The organism is Paenibacillus phytorum (assembly GCF_013141715.1).
Lineage (GTDB): Bacteria > Bacillota > Bacilli > Paenibacillales > NBRC-103111 > Paenibacillus_E > Paenibacillus_E phytorum.
On sequence record NZ_WHOA01000072.1, the window covers coordinates 1 to 18,893 of the forward strand.

At 45.6% G+C, this 18,893-nt stretch carries 14 protein-coding genes; 4 read left to right on the top strand and 10 right to left on the bottom strand.

Translation table 11 applies throughout. The annotated features are described in order from the left end of the window. Positions 1 to 51: 51 nt before the first annotated feature. On the bottom strand, positions 52 to 1,134 hold the full coding sequence (locus GC098_RS09260) for a Gfo/Idh/MocA family protein (RefSeq protein WP_171642895.1): 1,083 nt from the start codon (positions 1,132 to 1,134) through the stop codon (positions 52 to 54). Positions 1,135 to 1,324: 190 nt separating this feature from the next. On the opposite strand from GC098_RS09260, the gene GC098_RS09265 reads away from it, so the two are divergent. After that, positions 1,325 to 2,425 carry a MerR family transcriptional regulator gene (locus GC098_RS09265; RefSeq protein ID WP_171642896.1) on the top strand — a complete coding sequence of 367 codons (1,101 nt, stop codon included), beginning with the start codon at positions 1,325 to 1,327 and terminating at the stop codon, positions 2,423 to 2,425. A 34-nt stretch (positions 2,426 to 2,459) separates the two neighbouring features. Here GC098_RS09265 and GC098_RS09270 read toward each other — a convergent pair whose 3' ends face one another. From GC098_RS09270 to GC098_RS09280, 3 genes are all read right to left on the bottom strand, one after another. Next, entirely contained in the window at positions 2,460 to 3,176 is a 717-nt protein-coding gene (locus tag GC098_RS09270) for a response regulator transcription factor (protein WP_171642897.1), read from the bottom strand. 96 nt (positions 3,177 to 3,272) lie between these two features. Further along, entirely contained in the window at positions 3,273 to 5,069 is a 1,797-nt protein-coding gene (pnpS, locus tag GC098_RS09275; protein WP_171642898.1) for a two-component system histidine kinase PnpS, read from the bottom strand. A 146-nt stretch (positions 5,070 to 5,215) separates the two neighbouring features. Then, positions 5,216 to 6,766, bottom strand: coding sequence for a fumarate hydratase (locus GC098_RS09280; protein WP_171642899.1), 1,551 nt, complete (start codon positions 6,764 to 6,766; stop codon positions 5,216 to 5,218). 116 nt (positions 6,767 to 6,882) lie between these two features. Between GC098_RS09280 and GC098_RS09285 the strand changes: the two genes are divergently transcribed. Beyond that, positions 6,883 to 8,019 (top strand): polysaccharide deacetylase family protein, encoded by a 1,137-nt coding sequence (locus tag GC098_RS09285; protein ID WP_171642900.1) that lies wholly within the window; start codon positions 6,883 to 6,885, stop codon positions 8,017 to 8,019. Positions 8,020 to 8,066: 47 nt separating this feature from the next. Next, positions 8,067 to 8,657 carry a 5'-deoxynucleotidase gene (yfbR, locus tag GC098_RS09290; RefSeq protein WP_171642901.1) on the top strand — a complete coding sequence of 197 codons (591 nt, stop codon included), beginning with the start codon at positions 8,067 to 8,069 and terminating at the stop codon, positions 8,655 to 8,657. A gap of 52 nt (positions 8,658 to 8,709) precedes the next feature. On the opposite strand, the gene GC098_RS09295 is transcribed toward yfbR, so the two are convergent. The 5 genes from GC098_RS09295 to citZ all read right to left on the bottom strand — a co-directional run bounded on the left by GC098_RS09295 (position 8,710) and on the right by citZ (position 14,914). Beyond that, entirely contained in the window at positions 8,710 to 9,144 is a 435-nt protein-coding gene (locus GC098_RS09295; RefSeq protein WP_171642902.1) for a hypothetical protein, read from the bottom strand. 242 nt (positions 9,145 to 9,386) lie between these two features. Next, positions 9,387 to 10,961, bottom strand: a complete 1,575-nt coding sequence (locus GC098_RS09300; protein ID WP_171643033.1) for a DNA-binding protein — start codon at positions 10,959 to 10,961, stop codon at positions 9,387 to 9,389. A 199-nt stretch (positions 10,962 to 11,160) separates the two neighbouring features. Beyond that, complete coding sequence (gene mdh / locus GC098_RS09305; RefSeq protein ID WP_171642903.1) at positions 11,161 to 12,102, bottom strand: malate dehydrogenase; 942 nt, start codon at positions 12,100 to 12,102, stop codon at positions 11,161 to 11,163. Positions 12,103 to 12,153: 51 nt separating this feature from the next. Next, positions 12,154 to 13,452, bottom strand: a complete 1,299-nt coding sequence (icd, locus tag GC098_RS09310; RefSeq protein WP_171642904.1) for an NADP-dependent isocitrate dehydrogenase — start codon at positions 13,450 to 13,452, stop codon at positions 12,154 to 12,156. 349 nt (positions 13,453 to 13,801) lie between these two features. Next, positions 13,802 to 14,914, bottom strand: coding sequence for a citrate synthase (gene citZ, locus GC098_RS09315; RefSeq protein WP_171642905.1), 1,113 nt, complete (start codon positions 14,912 to 14,914; stop codon positions 13,802 to 13,804). A 302-nt stretch (positions 14,915 to 15,216) separates the two neighbouring features. Here citZ and GC098_RS09320 point away from each other — a divergent pair, with 302 nt between their 5' ends. Then, complete coding sequence (locus tag GC098_RS09320; RefSeq protein WP_171642906.1) at positions 15,217 to 16,752, top strand: Ppx/GppA phosphatase family protein; 1,536 nt, start codon at positions 15,217 to 15,219, stop codon at positions 16,750 to 16,752. On the opposite strand, the gene GC098_RS09325 is transcribed toward GC098_RS09320, so the two are convergent. Continuing rightward, positions 16,718 to 18,850, bottom strand: coding sequence for an RNA degradosome polyphosphate kinase (locus GC098_RS09325; RefSeq protein WP_171642907.1), 2,133 nt, complete (start codon positions 18,848 to 18,850; stop codon positions 16,718 to 16,720). The two genes, GC098_RS09320 and GC098_RS09325, sit on opposite strands and share 35 nt — an antisense overlap. Between the last annotated feature and the right edge of the window lie 43 nt (positions 18,851 to 18,893).

Below are 18,893 nucleotides of genomic sequence, written 5' to 3' on the forward strand. Positions count from 1 at the left end.
ATAACCATATCGAAGAAGGGTTTTTTTTCATTTCCCAGGAAATAGTCGAAACTAGTCGAAATAAACGGCTTTCCCTGTTTTTGCTGATTCATAAATAGCTTCTAAGATTTCGGATACGACACATGCTTGCTCAGGGGTTACAACCGGATCTGTATCATTCTCGATCGCTTGAATCCATAGGCGCATTTCTAAATCCGGTGCACTTTCTGTTTCACCATCGTAGAAGGCTACTCCGCCAGCATTCAATTCAACTTCAGTCGTGTATAAACGGCTGTGCTTCTCACCATTAATGCGAAGACCGCCTTTCATATCAGCGCCGCCCTCTGTTCCGCTAAGTGTACATTTTGCTTCATCCACTTCAAGTGTATTCAGCGCCCAGCTCGATTCAAGAATAATCGTAGCACCATTTTTCATTGTAATCATACCAAATGCGGAATCCTCAACGGTGAACTTGGAAGGATCCCAAGGTCCCCAAGCATTAGCTGCATTTTCTCGTTGGGATAATTTATGATAAGAAGTACCCAGTACAACCTTCGGCTCATAGTTGTTCATCATCCACATCGTTAAATCAAGGGCATGCGTACCGATATCGATCAGCGGGCCTCCGCCTTGCTTCTCTTCATCAAGGAAAACGCCCCAAGTAGGTACCGCGCGGCGACGAATCGCATGAGCCTTAGCGAAATAAATCTCACCTAGCTCACCTTCCGAGCACAACTGGTGCAAATGTTGGCTATCGCCGCGGAAGCGATTGTTGTAACCAACTGTCAGCTTCTTACCTGTACGCTTAGCTGCTTCCACCATACGGCGTGCATCTGCAGCAGTTTTGGCCATCGGCTTCTCTGACATGACGTGCTTGCCTGCTTCTAATGCAGCAATCGTGATTTCCGCATGTGAATCATTTGGCGTACAGACATGAACGATGTCAATGGAACTGTCTTTTAGGACCTCGCGATAATCTTCATAAACACGAGCGTCTTCTTTGCCGTACTTAGCAGCAGCTTCCTGCGCTTTTTCAGAAATAATGTCACAAAAAGCAACCATTTCTACATTCTTTAATTTGTTCAAACTTGGCATGTGCTTACCATTGGCAATACCACCACAACCAATAATTGCTATACGATACGTTTTTGACATGATAATCCTCCTTAGAGTTTTACTTTAGTAAAACTTCTTTCGTCATATAAGCCTTAGATATGTATAACCGTTAGGCTTCTCACAATTGCTCATAGCTAGTACTATATAAGAGTATAACAAAAACCTACAAAAATAAAATTTCTGATCTGGCGAAAATTGTATGCAATTGTGCCATGATGGAGGACCATACATGCTTATTAACGAAATTTCCCGCAAACTTGGCATCACAGCTAGAGCCATTCGCTTCTATGAGCAGAAAGGACTGTTAAAGCCAGCGAAGCAGAAAGAGAATGGCTATCGAACCTACACGGAACAAGATGCGTGGAGATTACAAACTATTATCTCTTTACGGGAAGTCGGAATGACACTTGAAGATATTCGCCAAACCTTAACCCAAACCGATGTAAATCAACAAGAGGAAGTGCTGAGCGCCCTACAGATGCAGCGTTCGATGTTGTTTCAACAGTGGACAGAAATGAAACAAATCATCAGTACAATGGATCAGATGATCCAAGCCGCTCAAGGAAGCAGCATACTGCCGACTGAATTGCTTTACGAGTTAGCCCAGCAAAGCAAGGAGCTGCGTGACCTAAGGGGAAGCTGGCGCGACCATTGGGATTTCGATCGAAAGGCCCAACAGTTTGATGAGCTGCTGCAGCCTGCTTCTTCATTTGTAGATATCACAGAAAACGGCCCGCTGAAAGACATCGATAGAAGCAGCCCTCCCGTATATACAAGCTACGAAGCAGCTTTAGACAAAATCGCCCAGCTTATCTCTCCTGCTCATGGCCTTAAGGGGCTTGATGTAGGAACAGGCACCGGCAACTTAGCCGGCAAGCTGCAGCAAATCGGCCTAACCATGTCCGCCATCGACCAATCCAAGCAAATGCTCAAGTTTTGCGCAGCTAAATATGCTAACATCGAACTCAAGCTCGGCAATGTACTGGCGATACCTTTCATGGATGGAACGTTTGATTATGTTGTCAGTTCGTTTGCCCTTCATCATCTGACAGAAGCGCAAAGGGAGCTCGCCTGGGGTGAAATGCTGCGGGTATTGAAGCCGGGCGGAGTCGTATGCTTAGCCGATTATATGATGCAAGACCGAAGTGAGGCAGATGCATTTCTAGCCAACCTCATCTCGTCAAAGGCAACCAAGCTGCCTATGATGCATGAGCAGGTCGACCTCTACATGACGCACACCCATATAACAGAATGGTTACTCTCTCATACAAGCCAAGTTAAATCGGAGCCATTGGGGAACAACATTTACGTTGTTTACGCACAAAAATGAGCCTGGGCCGCTGTTATCCAGCACCCAAGGCTCATTATTTTTTGACCATATTTGCTACTAACTTGTAGCCAACGCCACGGATTGAATCGATTTGAACAGACTGTTGATTCATTTCCAGCTTCTTACGAAGCGAGCTCACATGAACATCTACGGTTCTTTGGCCGCCAATATAGTCGAATCCCCAAACGATATTCATAAGATCGTCCCTTGTTACGACGACGCCCGGGCGCTGCACGAGATACAGCAGGACCTCAAACTCCTTCGGTCTTAACGGAATGGAATCCCCATTCAGAACGACTTCATATTTCTCCGGATAAATGAACAATTCACCCGCCTGAATCACTTTCTCGTTGCTCTTAAGTTTGTCCGCTGCCGCGTCCTCCGATTGTGTTCTTCGCAGAACGGCAGAGACGCGGGCAAGCAATTCCGCCACCCCAAAGGGCTTCGTTATATAATCATCAGCACCGTGCTTAAGACCTTGCACCACTTCATCCTCGGCATTGCGTGCCGTTAAAATAATAACAGGTGTGCTGTTACCTTTCTGCCTTAGCTTCGCCAATACCTCGAATCCATTCAGTCCAGGCAGCATAATATCCAGAATAATTAAGTCGTAAGTCTGCTGCAACGCCTCTTGAAGCCCATCGCCACCATGATCGACAACCTTCGTATCATACCCGTCCTGAGATAGGTTATACGATAGCAATCGAGCTAGAGTTGGCTCATCTTCAATAACTAGTATTTTTTGTGCCATGGGATCCCCCGCGTTTACAGTTTATTTACATTGCACAACCTCATTTTACCACAAGTTTGTAAAAACAATGTAAATGTTTCATCATCGCTGTGTAAATTAGTGTATGACAGGCAATTCAATCGTGAACCTCGTTCCGACGCCAACCTCACTATCGACCCGAATCGTTCCTTTATGCAGCTCAACTAAATGCTTCACGATTGATAGTCCTAATCCTGTTCCGCCTGAGCTTCTGGAGCGCGCTTTGTCTACGCGATAGAATCTCTCGAAAATTCGAGGTAAATCCTTCTTAGGTATGCCCATGCCCGTATCCGAAACAATTAACCGCAGCCGTTCATAATCTCCATCAGCATTCATATCCAGCGGTTCTACACGCACTTTTACTTTACCGCCATCTTGTGTGTATGCAATACCATTGGAAAGCAGATTAATCATAATTTGACGTAACCGATCTTCATCCGCCTCGATATAAATATCGTCATCTACCTGTATATTCAGCTCAATATGCTTTTTCTCCGCTTCTTTTCTAAGCACACTTAATGATTTCTCAAGAAATTCAGGTAAATAGATCGGTGAGAAATTCATCGGAATTCGCTTCGATTCAATTTTGGATAACTCCAGAATGTCCCCAATCAATCGATTCAACCGCTCACTCTCATCAAAAATGATTTGTAAGAACGACACCGCTGTTTCCTTATCGTTAAGGGCACCGGCCAGCAGCGTTTCGGCAAAGCCTTTCACCGCGGCAATTGGCGTCTTTAATTCATGCGAGACATTCGCGACGAATTCACTGCGCATCCGCTCAAGTCTGCGTACTGCCGTAATATCGTGAATAACGATAAGAACACCTGACCATTCCTCATCTTCATGGGCAATTGGACTCAAATGAATATCGAGGATTCGCTCTGCCGGATAATAGAAAACCATCTCGTCGCGAATTGGATCTTGTGTCTCAATGCATTCTTGTATCAACTTTGTAAACTCATATTGCTGTTTGGCTTCATTATATTTCTTCCCTAGAAGCTCCTGTGAGGAGAAACCTAAAATGTATTCCGCAGCAGGATTTAACAGCATAATCCGCTCTTCACGGTCAATCATCATAATTCCGCTCATCATATTTTCCATAACGCCCTGAAGCCTGCGTTCATTTTCCTGAATCCTTGCCATTTGCTGCTGCAAACTTTCGGACATGCGATTAATCGCCTGACCCAGCTGTCCAACCTCATCATTACTGTAAGCCGGAACGCGTGATTGGTAGTTCAAATTCGTAATTTGTTGGGCTACTTTCGTCATCTTCTCAATGGGGTGAGTAATCCCTTTGGCAATCCGATAACTAACGATTCCTGCGATCAGGAACAAAATGATCAACCCAGAAATCAGGAAATACCATAAGCTGCGGATCGAATTCCCTACCTGTTCCAAGCTCATGGAAATACGTAAAAACCCTGTTGTCTCCTGCGCTTCATTCTTCACTGGAATAGCGGCATACAGCATATTTTCCTTCAACGTATCGCTGTAACGCGTAATGTAGCCGATTCCATTCGCAGCAGCCGATGCAATCTCCGGTCGATTCAAGTGATTGTCCATTTGTTCGGGTCTTTGATCGGAGTCACCTAGTACTTTTCCGTCCGCTCGAACATATGTCAATCTTTCATTCGTTGCTTCTTTAAGTCGTTTGGCTTGTTCAGAATAGTAAGAAATCAACTCTGCATCAGTACCTTTTCGGTTCCAATCTCCAGTTGCCGTAATGACATGGAGCTCGCGTTCCATATTGTCCTTTAAAGACACTATGTGAGAATTCTCAAGCACCTTTGCCATGAAAATGCCCGCAATCAGCATTGAACAACCAATCAATAAAATCATAATAAAAGTTAGTTTGGCACGGAATTTGGTCATCTGATACTAGCCTCCGATGGTTCAGTCTGTCCATTTCATGGGTGAAAAACAAAAAGAAAAGAGCTACTCTACATAGTAACCCTTTCTTCCGTGCCTAATCCAGTATTTTTTTTGTAAAGATGAAAGTGAAGTGCATGCTTAGAAAATTATTTGAAAACAGGTTCTTTCAGAGCTGCCAGCTTCTCAAGTGAATTCTTCTCTACGTCAGCATGCAGGCTATTACCGTGTGAATCCATCGTTACGATAGCAGCGAATCCTTCTGTTTCTAAGTGCCACATTGCTTCTGGAATTCCGAATTCCATGTAGTCAACGCCTTCAACCTTTTTAAAGCACTGCGCGTAGTATTGAGCAGCACCACCGATAGCGTTCAAATAGACACCGCCGTGTTCTTTCAAAGCTGCTAACGTTTTCGGTCCCATTCCGCCTTTACCGATGACTGCGCGAATACCGAATTTCTTGATAATATCACCTTGGTAAGGCTCCTCGCGAATGCTTGTCGTCGGTCCAGCCGCTTTAACGTGCCATTCGCCAGCCTCATCCTTACTCATCACCGGTCCGCAATGATAAATCGCAGCCCCATTCAGATCTACCGGAGCATCATGATCCATCAAATATTTATGCAGCGCATCGCGTCCTGTGTGCATAGTACCATTGATGACTACGACATCACCGACTTTGAGGCCGCGGATTTGCTCTTCCGATATTGGCGTTGTCAATACGATCTCACGACGCTCTTCTTTTGGCGTATTTTTAGCTTCTTCTGCACTCGCTTCGAAAGCCTCTTGGAAAGAAACCTCTGTCCCTCTTGGATAGGACCAGCCATTGATTTCGCCGGTTTCTGCATTCAAGACGACGCCTTGACGACGGAACGCCCAACAGTTGTACGCAACAGAAACGAAGAAGCTTGCTGGCAAACGGTTCATTACGCCAACTTTACAGCCAAGTAATGTCACTTGACCGCCGAAGCCCATTGTTCCAATACCAAGCGTATTGGCATGCTCCATGACGTACTCTTCAACCTTGCGTAGCTCCGGATGTGGATTCACATCGTCAACATGACGGAATAATTGGTGCTTAGCCAACTCGTACCCGCTTGTACGGTCGCCTCCAATACCTACGCCGATGAAACCCGCGCTGCATCCTTGACCTTGCGCTTGGTAAACCGCATGCATCACACATTTGCGAATGCCGTCAAGATCTCGTCCTGCTTTGCCTACACCTTCAAGATCAGCAGGCAAGCTGTATTGAATATTTTTGTTCTCACAGCCGCCGCCTTTTAGAATCAACTTCACTTCGATATCGTCACGTTCCCATTGCTCGAAATGAACAACCGGTGTACCAGGACCAAGATTATCTCCGCTGTTTGCACCTGTAAGGGAGTCTACGGAGTTCGTGCGCAGCTTACTGGCTTTGGTTGCATTAGCAACCGCTTCTAATATTTGCTTCTTCATGATAATTTGGTTTGCCCCAACAGGACAGTGTATAATAAACGTTGGCATACCCGTATCCTGACAAATTGGGGATACATTGCATTCCGCCATATGGATGTTATCCGCAATGCGAGATAGAGATAACGCAGAACGCGTGCCTTTGTCCTCATTTTCCCCGGCGGCTTGTACCGCACGGCGCACATCACCGGGAAGGTTTGTGGAAGTTTCGACAATCAAATCGTAGACGCTTTGATAAAAATGCTGCATGACTAGGTCTGGCTCCTCTCTCAAATACACACATAATAATAATTACAAACTATTATAACATACCTCCCATGAAGAGTTCGACGGTTCTTGTGAGGAAAACAAGGAGATTCACTGACATGTACAAAAGAATCGCTATTTCGATTCTAGTTTGCCTGATTGGGCTCACCCTTTTGCTTACGCCGCTGCAGGCCAAGCGCTCAGGGGATATTTACTACCAGGACCAAGTTGCCGTTCTTATGTATCATCATGTGCATGAAAAGGACACCAGCTCCAGCACAATTACAAGCTCGCTTTTTCAAAATCAGCTTCAATCGCTACTTAGCAAAGGCTATCATTTTATTTCCTTAGAAGAATTCAAACAGTACATGGAAGGCGCTACCGTTCCATCCAATGCCGTGCTGGTTACGTTCGATGATGGCTATCAAAGCTTTTACACAGCGGCCTATCCGATTTTGAAAAGCTTGCGAATTCCCGCTGTGAACTTCGTTATTACCAATGACTTAACGAATCCGCTGGGGTCCTACATCCCTTCCATGTCGAAGGAACAAATCAGTGAGATGACGCATGACACGAACTTCATCGATATTGGCTGCCATACCAACAATCTTCACCATAAGCTTCCAGGTGGTGAAGCAGCGCTGGTAGGAAGATTGGATGCGGAGAGCGATGATGCTTATAAACAGCGCATTTACAAAGATACGCAAGCTTGCATCGGCAAGCTCGCAGGCTTAACGGATGCGCCGCTCGACACGTTGGCGTACCCATTCGGCATTACGTCGCCGGCGGCGACAGAGCAAGTTGCGAAGACGGGCATCCGCTACGCCTTCACGATTTCGCCGGAGATGGCGACGCGAAGCGCCGATCACCTGTTGATCCCGCGGATCAACGCGGGCAGCCCCGGCATCACGCCGGAGCTGCTGCACCGCTCGATCCAGCGCCGGGTCTTGGCGCAGCCGGGCAGCGCTCCGCTGCGCGTGGACGCGGCAGCTGCCGCAGCGCAGCTCGGCGGCAGCGCAAGTGTGGAAGGCGGAGTGCTTAGCCTCCGCCTCGGGCAAGAGGCATTCACCCTGCAGGTGAATGCGAAGGCAGCGACGCGCGGAAACGCGCGCGTCACGCTGCGGCAGCCCGTGCTGCGCGAGCACGGGCTGGTCACGATCGCGCTTGATGATCTTGGCGCGCTGATCGGGCAACCGTTCGTCTACACCCCGGCCACCGGGAAGGTGGCAGTGAGGGTGCCGCCGAGCGTCAAATAAGCCGTTTTATTTGCTTTCAATGATTAGAACAAAGAGGAGTTAACCCGATGAATCATCACTTTTTCGCTTACTTATACCGACTTAAATATATTGATCGCTGGAGTCTCATGTGGAACATGCGCAGAGAAAACGTAGCGGAACATTCTTTCTATGTCTCGACGATTGCGCACATGTTATGCACCATTGCCAACGAAGTATATGGACGCAATGTGCCAACGGATCGCGTGGTATCCATCGCATTGTTCCACGACGCTTCCGAAGTACTAACGGGGGATATCCCCCAACCTGTGAAGCATAACAATGAGCAAATATTGCGGAACTTCCGTGAGATCGAGGATGTCGCAGTTGAACGACTTATTCAAACTATTCCACCTGAAATCAGTGGCATCTACCGTAACTTAATTCAAGATCCTGACCCTGAGCTCTACCGTTGGGTGAAAGCCGCCGACTTGCTCGAAGCTTATATCAAATGCTTAACTGAACTCTCTACCGGCAATCGTGAATTCGTCGTCGCGAAGCAGCAAGTTTTGGAAAGCTTACAGAAAATGAACATGCCTGAGGTTGATTATTTCCTCGAGCATATGAGTGCATCATTTGAGAAAACATTAGATGAAATCACATTGGATGAATCGACGTAAAAAAAGAGCATGCCATCATCAATGATGAGCATGCTCTTTCAATTTCCAATAATTACGACAGCAGCTGTGGATTCGTCATAATCAGTACAGCCACGATAACAGCGATAGCTGCGATCCAGCTGAATGTTTTAATTTTGGCGGCATCAGTAGCTGTGCTTTTACCTGCTTTGCTATTCGCAATCAGCTTTTTGATTCTACCACCAATCATCCCCGTGATTGCTCCTACAATTAGAAGAAGAACAATGGAAGAAATCATCCATAGGACGGACGGCTTCGGATCAACTTGACTGATCATTGCGCCACCTGTAAGGAAGGTTACAATCAGTGAAAATTGGCCGATACGATTGATCTTAGCTATCACGCCGACAAAGCTCTCTTGGGCAGCTCCAGACAAAGTTGCAGCTCGCCCTAATAAGAATGGGAACGTGACATACGCACCAAGCAATAAAGCACTAACGACATGTAAAAAAATCATAACTGGATACATTTGGACAACCTCCGCAATTTTATGTAATGGTTTTCTTAAGTATAACCGAACTGGAACAGTCTCGACAAGAAAGCGATCCCATGAATACAGCTATTTCACTATATCTACACATAACTGTGACTAATTTTATGTATTCGATGTCATGAAAGAAAAACAACCCAACGAACTCATCCTGATAATGAGCCCGCAGGGTTATTTTCACTTCCTATTGATTCAAGCAGATTGCCTATCATCTTAACAATTTAAGGCAGTGGCTCAGCTGGAACGTTTGCGATCGTAACGGCCTCTGTAAATTTGGCTGTCGTGTTCTGTCTCAATCGCATATTAGCAGAACCGGAGATACTTGGATTAATTTGAATGCTCACAATCTTCTCCGCATGACCGCTTGCGTCAGCTGTTAGTGAGAAGCTTGTGCTGTAACCATAGGTGGAAGGCCATGTGCCATTGCTATTTTGAACCTTAGCGACCTGGGTACCTGAACCATTATAAATACCAAGATTATAGCCGGTTGTAGTTGAATTTGCTGTTAGGCCATTCAGAATAATCTTCACTTGAAAAACGGCCTGATTTGGCAATTGCGCTTGATGGACAAAAGCAAACGGATCTGTCGTATTCGTGGCGGTACTATATCCGTAAGATCCTACTTTAAATGTTGAAGGATCCCACCACTTATAACCAGCTGCAGGTGCTGCCCAAGGCTCGGCCTGCGGCTCTGTTGTATTAGCCGGCTGCTCCCATGAATAGAGTGTAGTTGCTGAATCCAATGTAAGGCCTGGCACTTGCGTTAAACTTGTATAACTTTCTTTGGTTGCCAACCAGTTCACCATATTTACTAAAAGAGAAGCGTCATTCTGCTCTTGGAATCCCGCATACGTAGTTTTCGTACCGCCTGTCTCTTCCCTCTTATATTTTGGCGTCGCATCTTCAACTGGCGAGGAATCGCCAATGAATCCGGCTTTGCCTGCACTCACTTTGGAAACAGCAACATAAGGACCTTCTGCTACACCTCCGTCGTTGTATACCCCTTGATCCACAGCACTAGCCCATTTGGTCGTCGTCGCTGGCAGGTAAACAATACCTTTGGCTTTGTTCGGATCTGTAACCGCTAAAGTCGAGCCTGCATGCATAGCAACCGTGGAGACACCACTCGTTATGTTAAAAGCCTGAGATGGGCTCACGATATTATTCGCTGTAATATCACCTAATGCATTATAACGGAACTTCACACCAAAATTGGCCGACAACCAATCAGAGCTTGCAACACCCTGCATCGCTGCCGAAGCTGCCTCTGCTGTACTCATACCTGCAGCTGGATTGGTCCACGCGCCGCGGCGAAAGCCATTGAATACTTCCGAAGCGTCCCAACGATTTTTATTACGATCTGCATTGTAATGATCGCCAATGAAGAAGATGCTGCCGCCGCCTTGCACATACTGCAGCATGGCGCTTTGCTCAGATGTCTTGTATGGAATGTTAGCCTCACCAATTACGAACACATCATACGCTGATAAATCGGAGAGTGTAATAGCAGTACTCTTACGCAGTTCTTTTACAAAATAGCCTGCATTTCCTAATGCGTTAGCAAAATCAGAGAAACCGCCGTCAATCACCCAATCAGCCGCACCTGCCGTTTGACCGTGCGTATTATCAAACAGCACCTTCTTGCCATTCGCCGTTGTTGGCGTTATCGATGGCGCGGGGTCATTAGGACCTTCTGCATAAGCTTGTGGAACAATACCTAACAATGATACGGATAATGCTGCGGTTAAACAGAGTCTTCTCCAGTTTCTTGTTCCTAGCAAGCTTTTCTTCAACATCAAATCCCACCATCCCATGGATTTTTTAGCCACTTATGCTGGCCTAAGCCTATCGTAGCATAGACCATTAACTGGGAATAGTAGTTGGAAATCAATTTACAAAACTAACAAAAAATTGTGCATCGCCACAATAAAATGAACAAAAAAAAGAACCAACCACCTATTCACATAGGTAGTTGATCCTTCATCTAAAAACGTATTAACCTGTTACAACTTTGATTACGTTGCGCACAGAGTTTGCTGTTTTGTCTAAAGCTGTTTTCTCTTCGTCAGTAAGCTCGATATCAAGAATTTTCTCGATACCGTTAGCACCAAGTACAGTTAGAACGCCCATGAACAGGTTGTCGTAGCCATATTCGCCTTCAAGTAGAGCGATCGTTGGGATGATACGTTTTTTATCTTTAAGGATTGCTTCTGTCATTTGCACAAGGGAAGCCGCTGGTGCGTAGTATGCACTACCGTTACCAAGTAGGTTAACGATTTCGCCGCCGCCAGTACGTGTACGTTGAACGATCGCTTCAATACGGTCAGCTGGGATCAGCTTCTCAATTGGCACGCCGCCAGCGTATGTGTAACGAACGAGTGGAACCATGTCATCGCCGTGTCCACCGATAACAACACCTTTAACATCCTCAACGGATACATTCAACTCTTGGGAGATGAACGTCAGGTAACGAGCTGTATCGAGTACGCCGGATTGACCGATTACGCGGTTTTTCGGGAAACCAAGTGCTTGGAATGCTACGTAAGTCATCGCATCAACAGGGTTACTTAAGATGATAACGATGGAATCAGGAGCTACTTCTCTCACGTTCTCACAAACGGATTTCACGATTCCTGCATTCGTGTTAACCAAATCATCGCGGCTCATACCCGGTTTACGAGCGATACCGGCTGTGATGATGACGATATCGGAACCAGCAGCATCCGCATAGTTAGAAGTACCTGTGATTTGGCTATCGTATCCTTGAACTGGACCAGCTTCGAGCATGTCGAGCGCTTTCCCTTTTGTAGGGTTTTCCAATTGTGGGATGTCGAGAAGAACAACGTCACCAAGTTCTTTTTGAGCTAACATAAGAGCAGTTGTTGCACCCGTGAAGCCAGCACCGACGACAGTAATCTTATTACGACGAATTGCCATTTGAGATGTACCTCCTAATAGTTTTTAGTAGATCAACTTTTCTCAAAAGAACTAAGCCATGTTTTTGATGATTTCGTTCGCGAACTCGGAACATTTGATTTCTTTCGCGCCTTCCATCAAACGAGCAAAGTCATAAGTTACGGTTTTGTTATTGATGGATGTTTCCAAACCTTTGTAGATCAAGTCAGCCGCTTCCAACCAGCCAAGGTGCTCAAGCAGCATAACGCCAGATAGGATTACGGAACCTGGGTTAACTACGTCAAGACCAGCATATTTAGGAGCTGTACCATGCGTAGCTTCGAAGATTGCATGACCAGTCAAGTAGTTGATGTTTGCTCCAGGAGCGATACCGATACCGCCAACTTGTGCAGCAAGTGCATCAGACAGGTAGTCACCGTTCAAATTCAATGTTGCGATAACGTCGAAGTCAGTAGGACGAGTCAATACTTGTTGCAAAGCGATGTCAGCAATAGCATCTTTTACGATGATTTTGCCAGCTGCTTCAGCGTCTTTTTGAGCTTTATTAGCTGCTTCAGCGCCTTCTGCTTCTTTGATACGATCGTATTGTGCCCATGTAAATGTTTTGTCCGCATATTCACGCTCAGCAAGCTCATAACCCCAGTTTTTGAACGCGCCTTCTGTGAACTTCATGATGTTACCTTTGTGTACCAAAGTTAGCGTTTTACGGCCATGTTTGATCGCGTACTCGATTGCAGCGCGTACCAAACGCTCAGTACCTTCGGAGGATACTGGCTTAACGCCGATTCCTGAAGTTTCTGGGAAGCGAATTTTGTTAACGCCCATTTCGTCTTGAAGGAATTTAATAACTTTCTTAACTGCGTCGGAACCAGCTTCCCACTCAATACCAGCGTAGATATCTTCTGTATTTTCACGGAAAATAACCATGTCAACTAGCTCAGGACGTTTAACTGGGGATGGAACACCATTGAAGTAACGAACTGGACGGGAACATACGTAAAGATCTAATTCTTGACGAAGTGCAACGTTCAGGGAACGAATACCGCCGCCGATTGGCGTTGTAAGAGGTCCTTTGATGGACACGATGTATTCGCGCATAGCTGTTAATGTATCGTTAGGTAACCAGTTGTTGTATTTGTTAAAAGCTTTCTCGCCGGCAAAAACTTCGTACCAAGCGATTTTTTTCTCGCCTTTGTATGCTTTCTCAACTGCAGCATCTAGAACGCGCACGGAAGCAGCCCAGATATCAGGACCTGTACCGTCACCTTCGATGTAAGGGATGATTGGGTTGTTAGGTACTTGCAGAACACCATTCTCGATGGTGATTTTTTGACCTTCTTTTGGTAGTTCGTAGGATTCGAATTGTGGCATGATAGTTCCTCCTTAGATTTGTGTAAAGTGTATATCGAATGAGTTACATGGTGCGTTATGTTGCGTGCTTTTGGCAATGCCTTCCGACCGCTGTTATCATCCTGTCCAATTGAATTGATTTTATGGTATGGGCAGGATTCTAAAGGCGGGCACTTACGTTTCTCCAGGCACTGCCAAGCACTCCACTTAGCTACTTTAGTATCAAGGCGAGAAGCATTAACAAAAATGATAACTCGTCACCGTAGAAGTAAGTAGGTAAACACACAAAAAGTGACGGGAGTTGCGGTACTCCCCCGAGGTGAGCCGAGGACGGGTACCGAACTGCCCGCACATGGAGTTAAAATGACAATTAGCGAGCGCTAATTGGAATGTATTTTTGGTTAACCGGACCCGTGTACTCAGCGCGAGGGCGGATCAAACGGTTGTTTTCGTACTGCTCCAAGATGTGGGCAGCCCAACCGGATGTGCGGCTGATCGCGAAGATCGGCGTGAACAGGTCACGTGGGATTTCCAACGTTGTGTAAACGGAAGCTGAGTAGAAATCAACGTTTGGTTTCAAGCCTTTGAGGCTGGTGACCAACTCGTCTGCTTTAATGGACATTTCGTACCATTTAAGGTTGCCAGTTAGTTTACCAAGCTCATAGGACATTTTTTGCAAGTGCTTCGCACGCGGATCTCCGTTTTTGTAAACACGGTGTCCAAAGCCCATGATTTTGTCTTTGCGCTCTAATTTATCGTTGATGTAAGGAACAACGTTCTCTACAGTACCGATCTCTTCCAGCATCGCCATAACAGCTTCGTTCGCACCGCCGTGAAGAGGTCCTTTGAGCGTGCCGATCGCTGAAGTAATACCGGAGTAGATGTCTGTTAATGTAGCAACAGTAACACGCGCAGCGAATGTGGAAGCATTCAGCTCATGGTCAGCGTGTAAAACTAATGCTTTGTCCAAAGCTTCGATAGCGATTTTATCTGGCTCGTTACCTGTTAGTTGGTACAAGAAGTTAGCAGCAACAGAAGCATATCCTGGGGAAGCTAAAGGGTCTTTACCTTCACGGATACGAGCGAAAGCTGCGATAATGCCAGGAATTTGTGCTTGCAGCTTGATCGCTTTACGCACATTGGATTCAGGGCTCAAATCGTTCGCTTCTTCATCATAAAGTGCAAGAGCCGATACTGCTGTACGAAGAGCAGCCATGGAATTAACATCTTTAGGGAATGCTTTGATCTGGTTGATAACCGCATCAGGCACCTTGCTGTAAGCGTTCAGGTCGCTTTGCAGTTTCTCAAGCTCAGTTTGGTTAGGCAATTTACCGAACCAAAGCAAATAAATAACTTCTTCAAATGTCGCATTTTCTGCGAGGTCATCAATATCAATCCCGCGATACGTTAGCACACCATCTACAATGGAGCTGATCGACGAGGTCGTGGCTACAATTCCTTCTAAACCTTTGGTTGCAGACATGGGAATCTCTCCTTAGCTACTCTATTAGCAAAAAATTGCTTTTTTCCTAACTTAATAATAAAGTATTTTGTTTAATAAGTGAACAAAAGCAGACATAAAACTTCATTATCACTATCATAAAGAATCTTTTTGGCGGAAATCGTCACTGTTTTTTTGAACAATCTCTTCAAAACACACGATACAAGTTTTTGTTAATTTCCCCGATTTATGCAACCCAGGAGGAAAAGTTTGTCGAGTCGTGTTGAGATTGATACAATGTAGGCAAAGTAATAGTGATTTTTCTCTGAAGAAGGAGCAAATACATGAGCAGCAGCGCAAGTATCGGCATCATTGATATCGGATCTAACTCGATTCGACTTGTTATCTACGAAATTAATGCCCATGGGGCATACCGTGTAGTCAGTGAGCATAAGGATTCCGCTAGACTCAGTGAACGAATCGCTTCCGATGGCATTTTACATAGCAAAGACATTATTTCTATAGTCCCAATTCTATCTCACTACGCTCTGCTATGCAAAGTTCATGAAGTTCAGACAATAAGGGCCGTAGCAACAGCAGCCATACGTAACGCGGCCAATTCAGCTGAAATTGTGCGAATTCTCCAGGAACAGACCGGACTTCATATTGAAGTACTGAGCGGGACAGAGGAAGCTCGATATGGCTATTTAGGCGTAATCAATACTATCGATATTCGGGACGGCTTGATCATTGATATTGGCGGAGGGAGCACGGAAGTCACATTGCTTCGTAACCGGAAATTGCTGCACAGCGTTTCCTTTCCATTCGGTGCGGTGAACACCACACGCCAATTTATGAAAAATGGGAATCTGACCGAGCAGGAAATGGGTGATATTCGTCGGATGGTTGAAGATGCGATTTTGGCTCATCCTTGGATTGCCAGTTCTCCCAATCTACCTATGATTGGTCTAGGCGGAACGATTCGAACCCTAGGGAAAATAAGCCAAAAACGCAGTAAATACTCGCTTCAGCTTGCCCACAATTACACGCTGAAGCCTGGGGAGCTTCGTGATTTCCTCCTATTGTTATCCTCCATGCCATTAGAAAAAAGAAAAAAAGTAGATGGTCTCTCCAAAGATCGCGCAGATATTATGGTTCCAGGACTGATCATTATGGACACCATATTCGAAGCAGCGGGTTCATCAGCGTGCATTATCAGCGGATCAGGACTTCGTGATGGCCTTTTCTATGAAACGTCCGATCCTAAGCACCCAATCAAAGAGGATGTTCTTGAAGCAAGTATCCATAATTTGCTTTTGCTCCATCCGAACGCCGCTGTGAAACATGTCTCTCATGTAGATAAATTCGCCATGCAGCTTTATCATACGCTCAATGTTCCGCCCGAATTGGACGATCGAAGCCAAAAATACTTGCATACCGCTGCCCTCTTACATCGAATTGGAGCCAGCGTCCATTATTACCATTACCTCAAACATACACAATACATGATGACTGGGGCACATATCGACGGTCTCAGTCATCGAGAAATTGTTATTTGCTCTTTCATTGCTACTTACAAAACAAAAAACCGGAGCCAGCAACAAGTCCTAGCTTACAAGGACCTATTGATGGAATCCGACGCGGCATTAATTGTAAAGTTAGGTACGCTGCTTAAATTAGCAATGGCCTTGGATCATAGTGAGACACAGCCTGTGCAAGAGCTGCAAATAACGCAAACCGAATCGACCCTAACTCTCAAGCTGTTATGTATCCACAACCCAATTATGGAGCTTAAGGAACTCGCGGCAATCAGCAAAGATTTCGAAAAAATCTGGGGGCTGAAGCTTAAGACTCAAGCCGGAGTTTTTTCCAAGAAGTAATTTTCATTGCCTCGAACTGGCTCCGATAAGGGGTCAGTTCATTTTTTATGCGACTGTACATCCCGTTGGGCATCAGTTCTCTTGCTTTGACGTTATCATGTAGGGTGACATTCAGAATTTGAATCATCACTTTCTTCATCTCCCGATCAAGAACCGGACACATCAGCTCAATACGACGAGTCAAATTACGTGTCATCCAGTCGGCCGAAGATAAATAGACATCAACAAGTCCGCCATTTTCGAAATAATAAATGCGGGAATGCTCCAAGAAACGATCTACAATACTCCGAACCGTAATATTCTCGCTAATCCCAGGTACCCCTGGACGCAAGCAGCATACGCCGCGAATAATTAATTCAATCTTCACACCTGCTTGCGAAGCCGCATACAAGGCATCTACCATCTCTTGATTGGATAATGAGTTCATTTTTGCAATAATTCGGGCAGGTCTGCCCGCTCTAGCGTGCTCAGCTTCACGCTCGATAAGCTCGAATAGCTTATCCTTCAAATCCGTAGGAGCCACAGCGAAAGACTGCCAATCATGAGGCGCGGAGTAGCCAGTAATCTCATTGAAAAGCGCGGAGGCATCCTCTCCAATCACACTATTTGCAGTGAATAGCCCTACATCTGTGTAAAGACGGGCTGTGCTGTCGTTATAATTACCCGTTCCCACATGAACATATCGGCGGAGATTCTGCTCTTCTTGTCTCACGACGAGTGTGATCTTGGCATGCGTTTTGAGCCCCACAAGTCCATAAACCACATGACAGCCTGACTTTTCAAGCATTCTTGCCCATGCAATATTTCGCTCTTCGTCGAATCTGGCTTTCAGCTCCACAACTACCGTGACCTGCTTCCCGGACTCCGCGGCTCTCGCTAACGCTTGAATAATCGGCGAGTTTCCGCTCGCTCTATACAGTGTCATTTTGATCGCGAGTACTTTCGGATCATAGGCAGCATGGATGATGAAGTCTGTTACTGCGTCGAACGTTTCATAGGGATGATGTACCAATACATCCTTTTGCTTTAGAACCTCGAAGAAGTCAGTTGTATCCTCAAATTCTATGGGATATTTGGCAGCAATACGCGGATAGCGAAGATTTTCAAAGCCATTGAGCGTACCGGCCAGCTTCATGAAATATGTGATGTCCAGCGGTCCGTCAATTTCAAAAATTTGTTCTTCAATCTCGAACTCTTCCTGAAGTTGTGCAAGCGCATAAGGATGAATGCCCTCTTGTACTTCGAGTCGAACAGGAGAGCCCCAGCGTCTGCGTCTAAGCTCCTTCTCGATCTCCTCAAGCAGATCTTCCGCCCCTTCTTCATTGAGCGTTAAATCGGCGTTTCGAGTCACCCTGAACCCGTGAACGGAAATCGGAATGTATCCACTGAAAAGCGATTCTATATGATGCTCGATCAATTCCTCAATAAGAATAAATTCTGTTTTTTTACTATTTGGCCGTGTTGGCACGGGAATATAACGGGATAAATTGCTCGGTACTTGAACGATGGCAAAATAAGGCTCATCATCCGGATCATCCCCTTCTCGCACAAGTAAGACGGCTAAATAGACGGATTGATTATGTACAAGTGGAAATGGACGACTTTGATCCACAGCCATCGGCGTTAATACAGGAAAAATAATATCATGATAATAAGCATCCATGGCTTTTTTTTGTGTCGTATTCAAATCTTCAAATTCCGTAAACACAATGCCTTCTTTGGTTAGCAGTCTCGTTACTTCACGATACGTTTTGTACTGTTCTGTTACCATTTTGGCAGTACGCTTCATAATTCGTTTAATCAGGCCGGCAGGGGTGTAGCCTGTGAAGTCTTTCTTCGTATACCCAGCCTTGATTTGATCCTTCAGTCCTGCGACACGAACACTCATGAACTCATCGAGATTGCTGGATACGATGGACAGAAATTTCACACGCTCAAGCAGCGGTGTGCTCGCATCTTGAGCTTCCTCCAGAACACGCCAATTGAACTCGATCCAGCTTAAATCCCGGTTTAAGTACTTGGTCGAAATCTCTTTGACTTCCTTGACTTCTTTGAGCTCTTTAACTTCTTTCAAATCAGGTTCGCGCGCAATGCTCATAAAGCCTCCACTTATATTTTCTTCTGTTTTCTATCTGTGCCAT

What these genes read in the sequence shown, in the direction of transcription:
- GC098_RS09300 (WP_171643033.1), bottom strand. Translation starts at nt 10,961, where the DNA reads ATGTTGAAGAAAAGCTTGCTAGGAACAAGAAACTGGAGAAGACTCTGT.
- GC098_RS09325 (WP_171642907.1), bottom strand. Translation starts at nt 18,850, where the DNA reads ATGAGCATTGCGCGCGAACCTGATTTGAAAGAAGTTAAAGAGCTCAAA.
- GC098_RS09270 (WP_171642897.1), bottom strand. Translation starts at nt 3,176, where the DNA reads ATGGCACAAAAAATACTAGTTATTGAAGATGAGCCAACTCTAGCTCGA.
- GC098_RS09295 (WP_171642902.1), bottom strand. Translation starts at nt 9,144, where the DNA reads ATGTATCCAGTTATGATTTTTTTACATGTCGTTAGTGCTTTATTGCTT.
- yfbR (WP_171642901.1), top strand. Translation starts at nt 8,067, where the DNA reads ATGAATCATCACTTTTTCGCTTACTTATACCGACTTAAATATATTGAT.
- GC098_RS09285 (WP_171642900.1), top strand. Translation starts at nt 6,883, where the DNA reads ATGTACAAAAGAATCGCTATTTCGATTCTAGTTTGCCTGATTGGGCTC.
- GC098_RS09265 (WP_171642896.1), top strand. Translation starts at nt 1,325, where the DNA reads ATGCTTATTAACGAAATTTCCCGCAAACTTGGCATCACAGCTAGAGCC.
- icd (WP_171642904.1), bottom strand. Translation starts at nt 13,452, where the DNA reads ATGCCACAATTCGAATCCTACGAACTACCAAAAGAAGGTCAAAAAATC.
- GC098_RS09280 (WP_171642899.1), bottom strand. Translation starts at nt 6,766, where the DNA reads ATGCAGCATTTTTATCAAAGCGTCTACGATTTGATTGTCGAAACTTCC.
- mdh (WP_171642903.1), bottom strand. Translation starts at nt 12,102, where the DNA reads ATGGCAATTCGTCGTAATAAGATTACTGTCGTCGGTGCTGGCTTCACG.
- citZ (WP_171642905.1), bottom strand. Translation starts at nt 14,914, where the DNA reads ATGTCTGCAACCAAAGGTTTAGAAGGAATTGTAGCCACGACCTCGTCG.
- GC098_RS09320 (WP_171642906.1), top strand. Translation starts at nt 15,217, where the DNA reads ATGAGCAGCAGCGCAAGTATCGGCATCATTGATATCGGATCTAACTCG.
- pnpS (WP_171642898.1), bottom strand. Translation starts at nt 5,069, where the DNA reads ATGACCAAATTCCGTGCCAAACTAACTTTTATTATGATTTTATTGATT.
- GC098_RS09260 (WP_171642895.1), bottom strand. Translation starts at nt 1,134, where the DNA reads ATGTCAAAAACGTATCGTATAGCAATTATTGGTTGTGGTGGTATTGCC.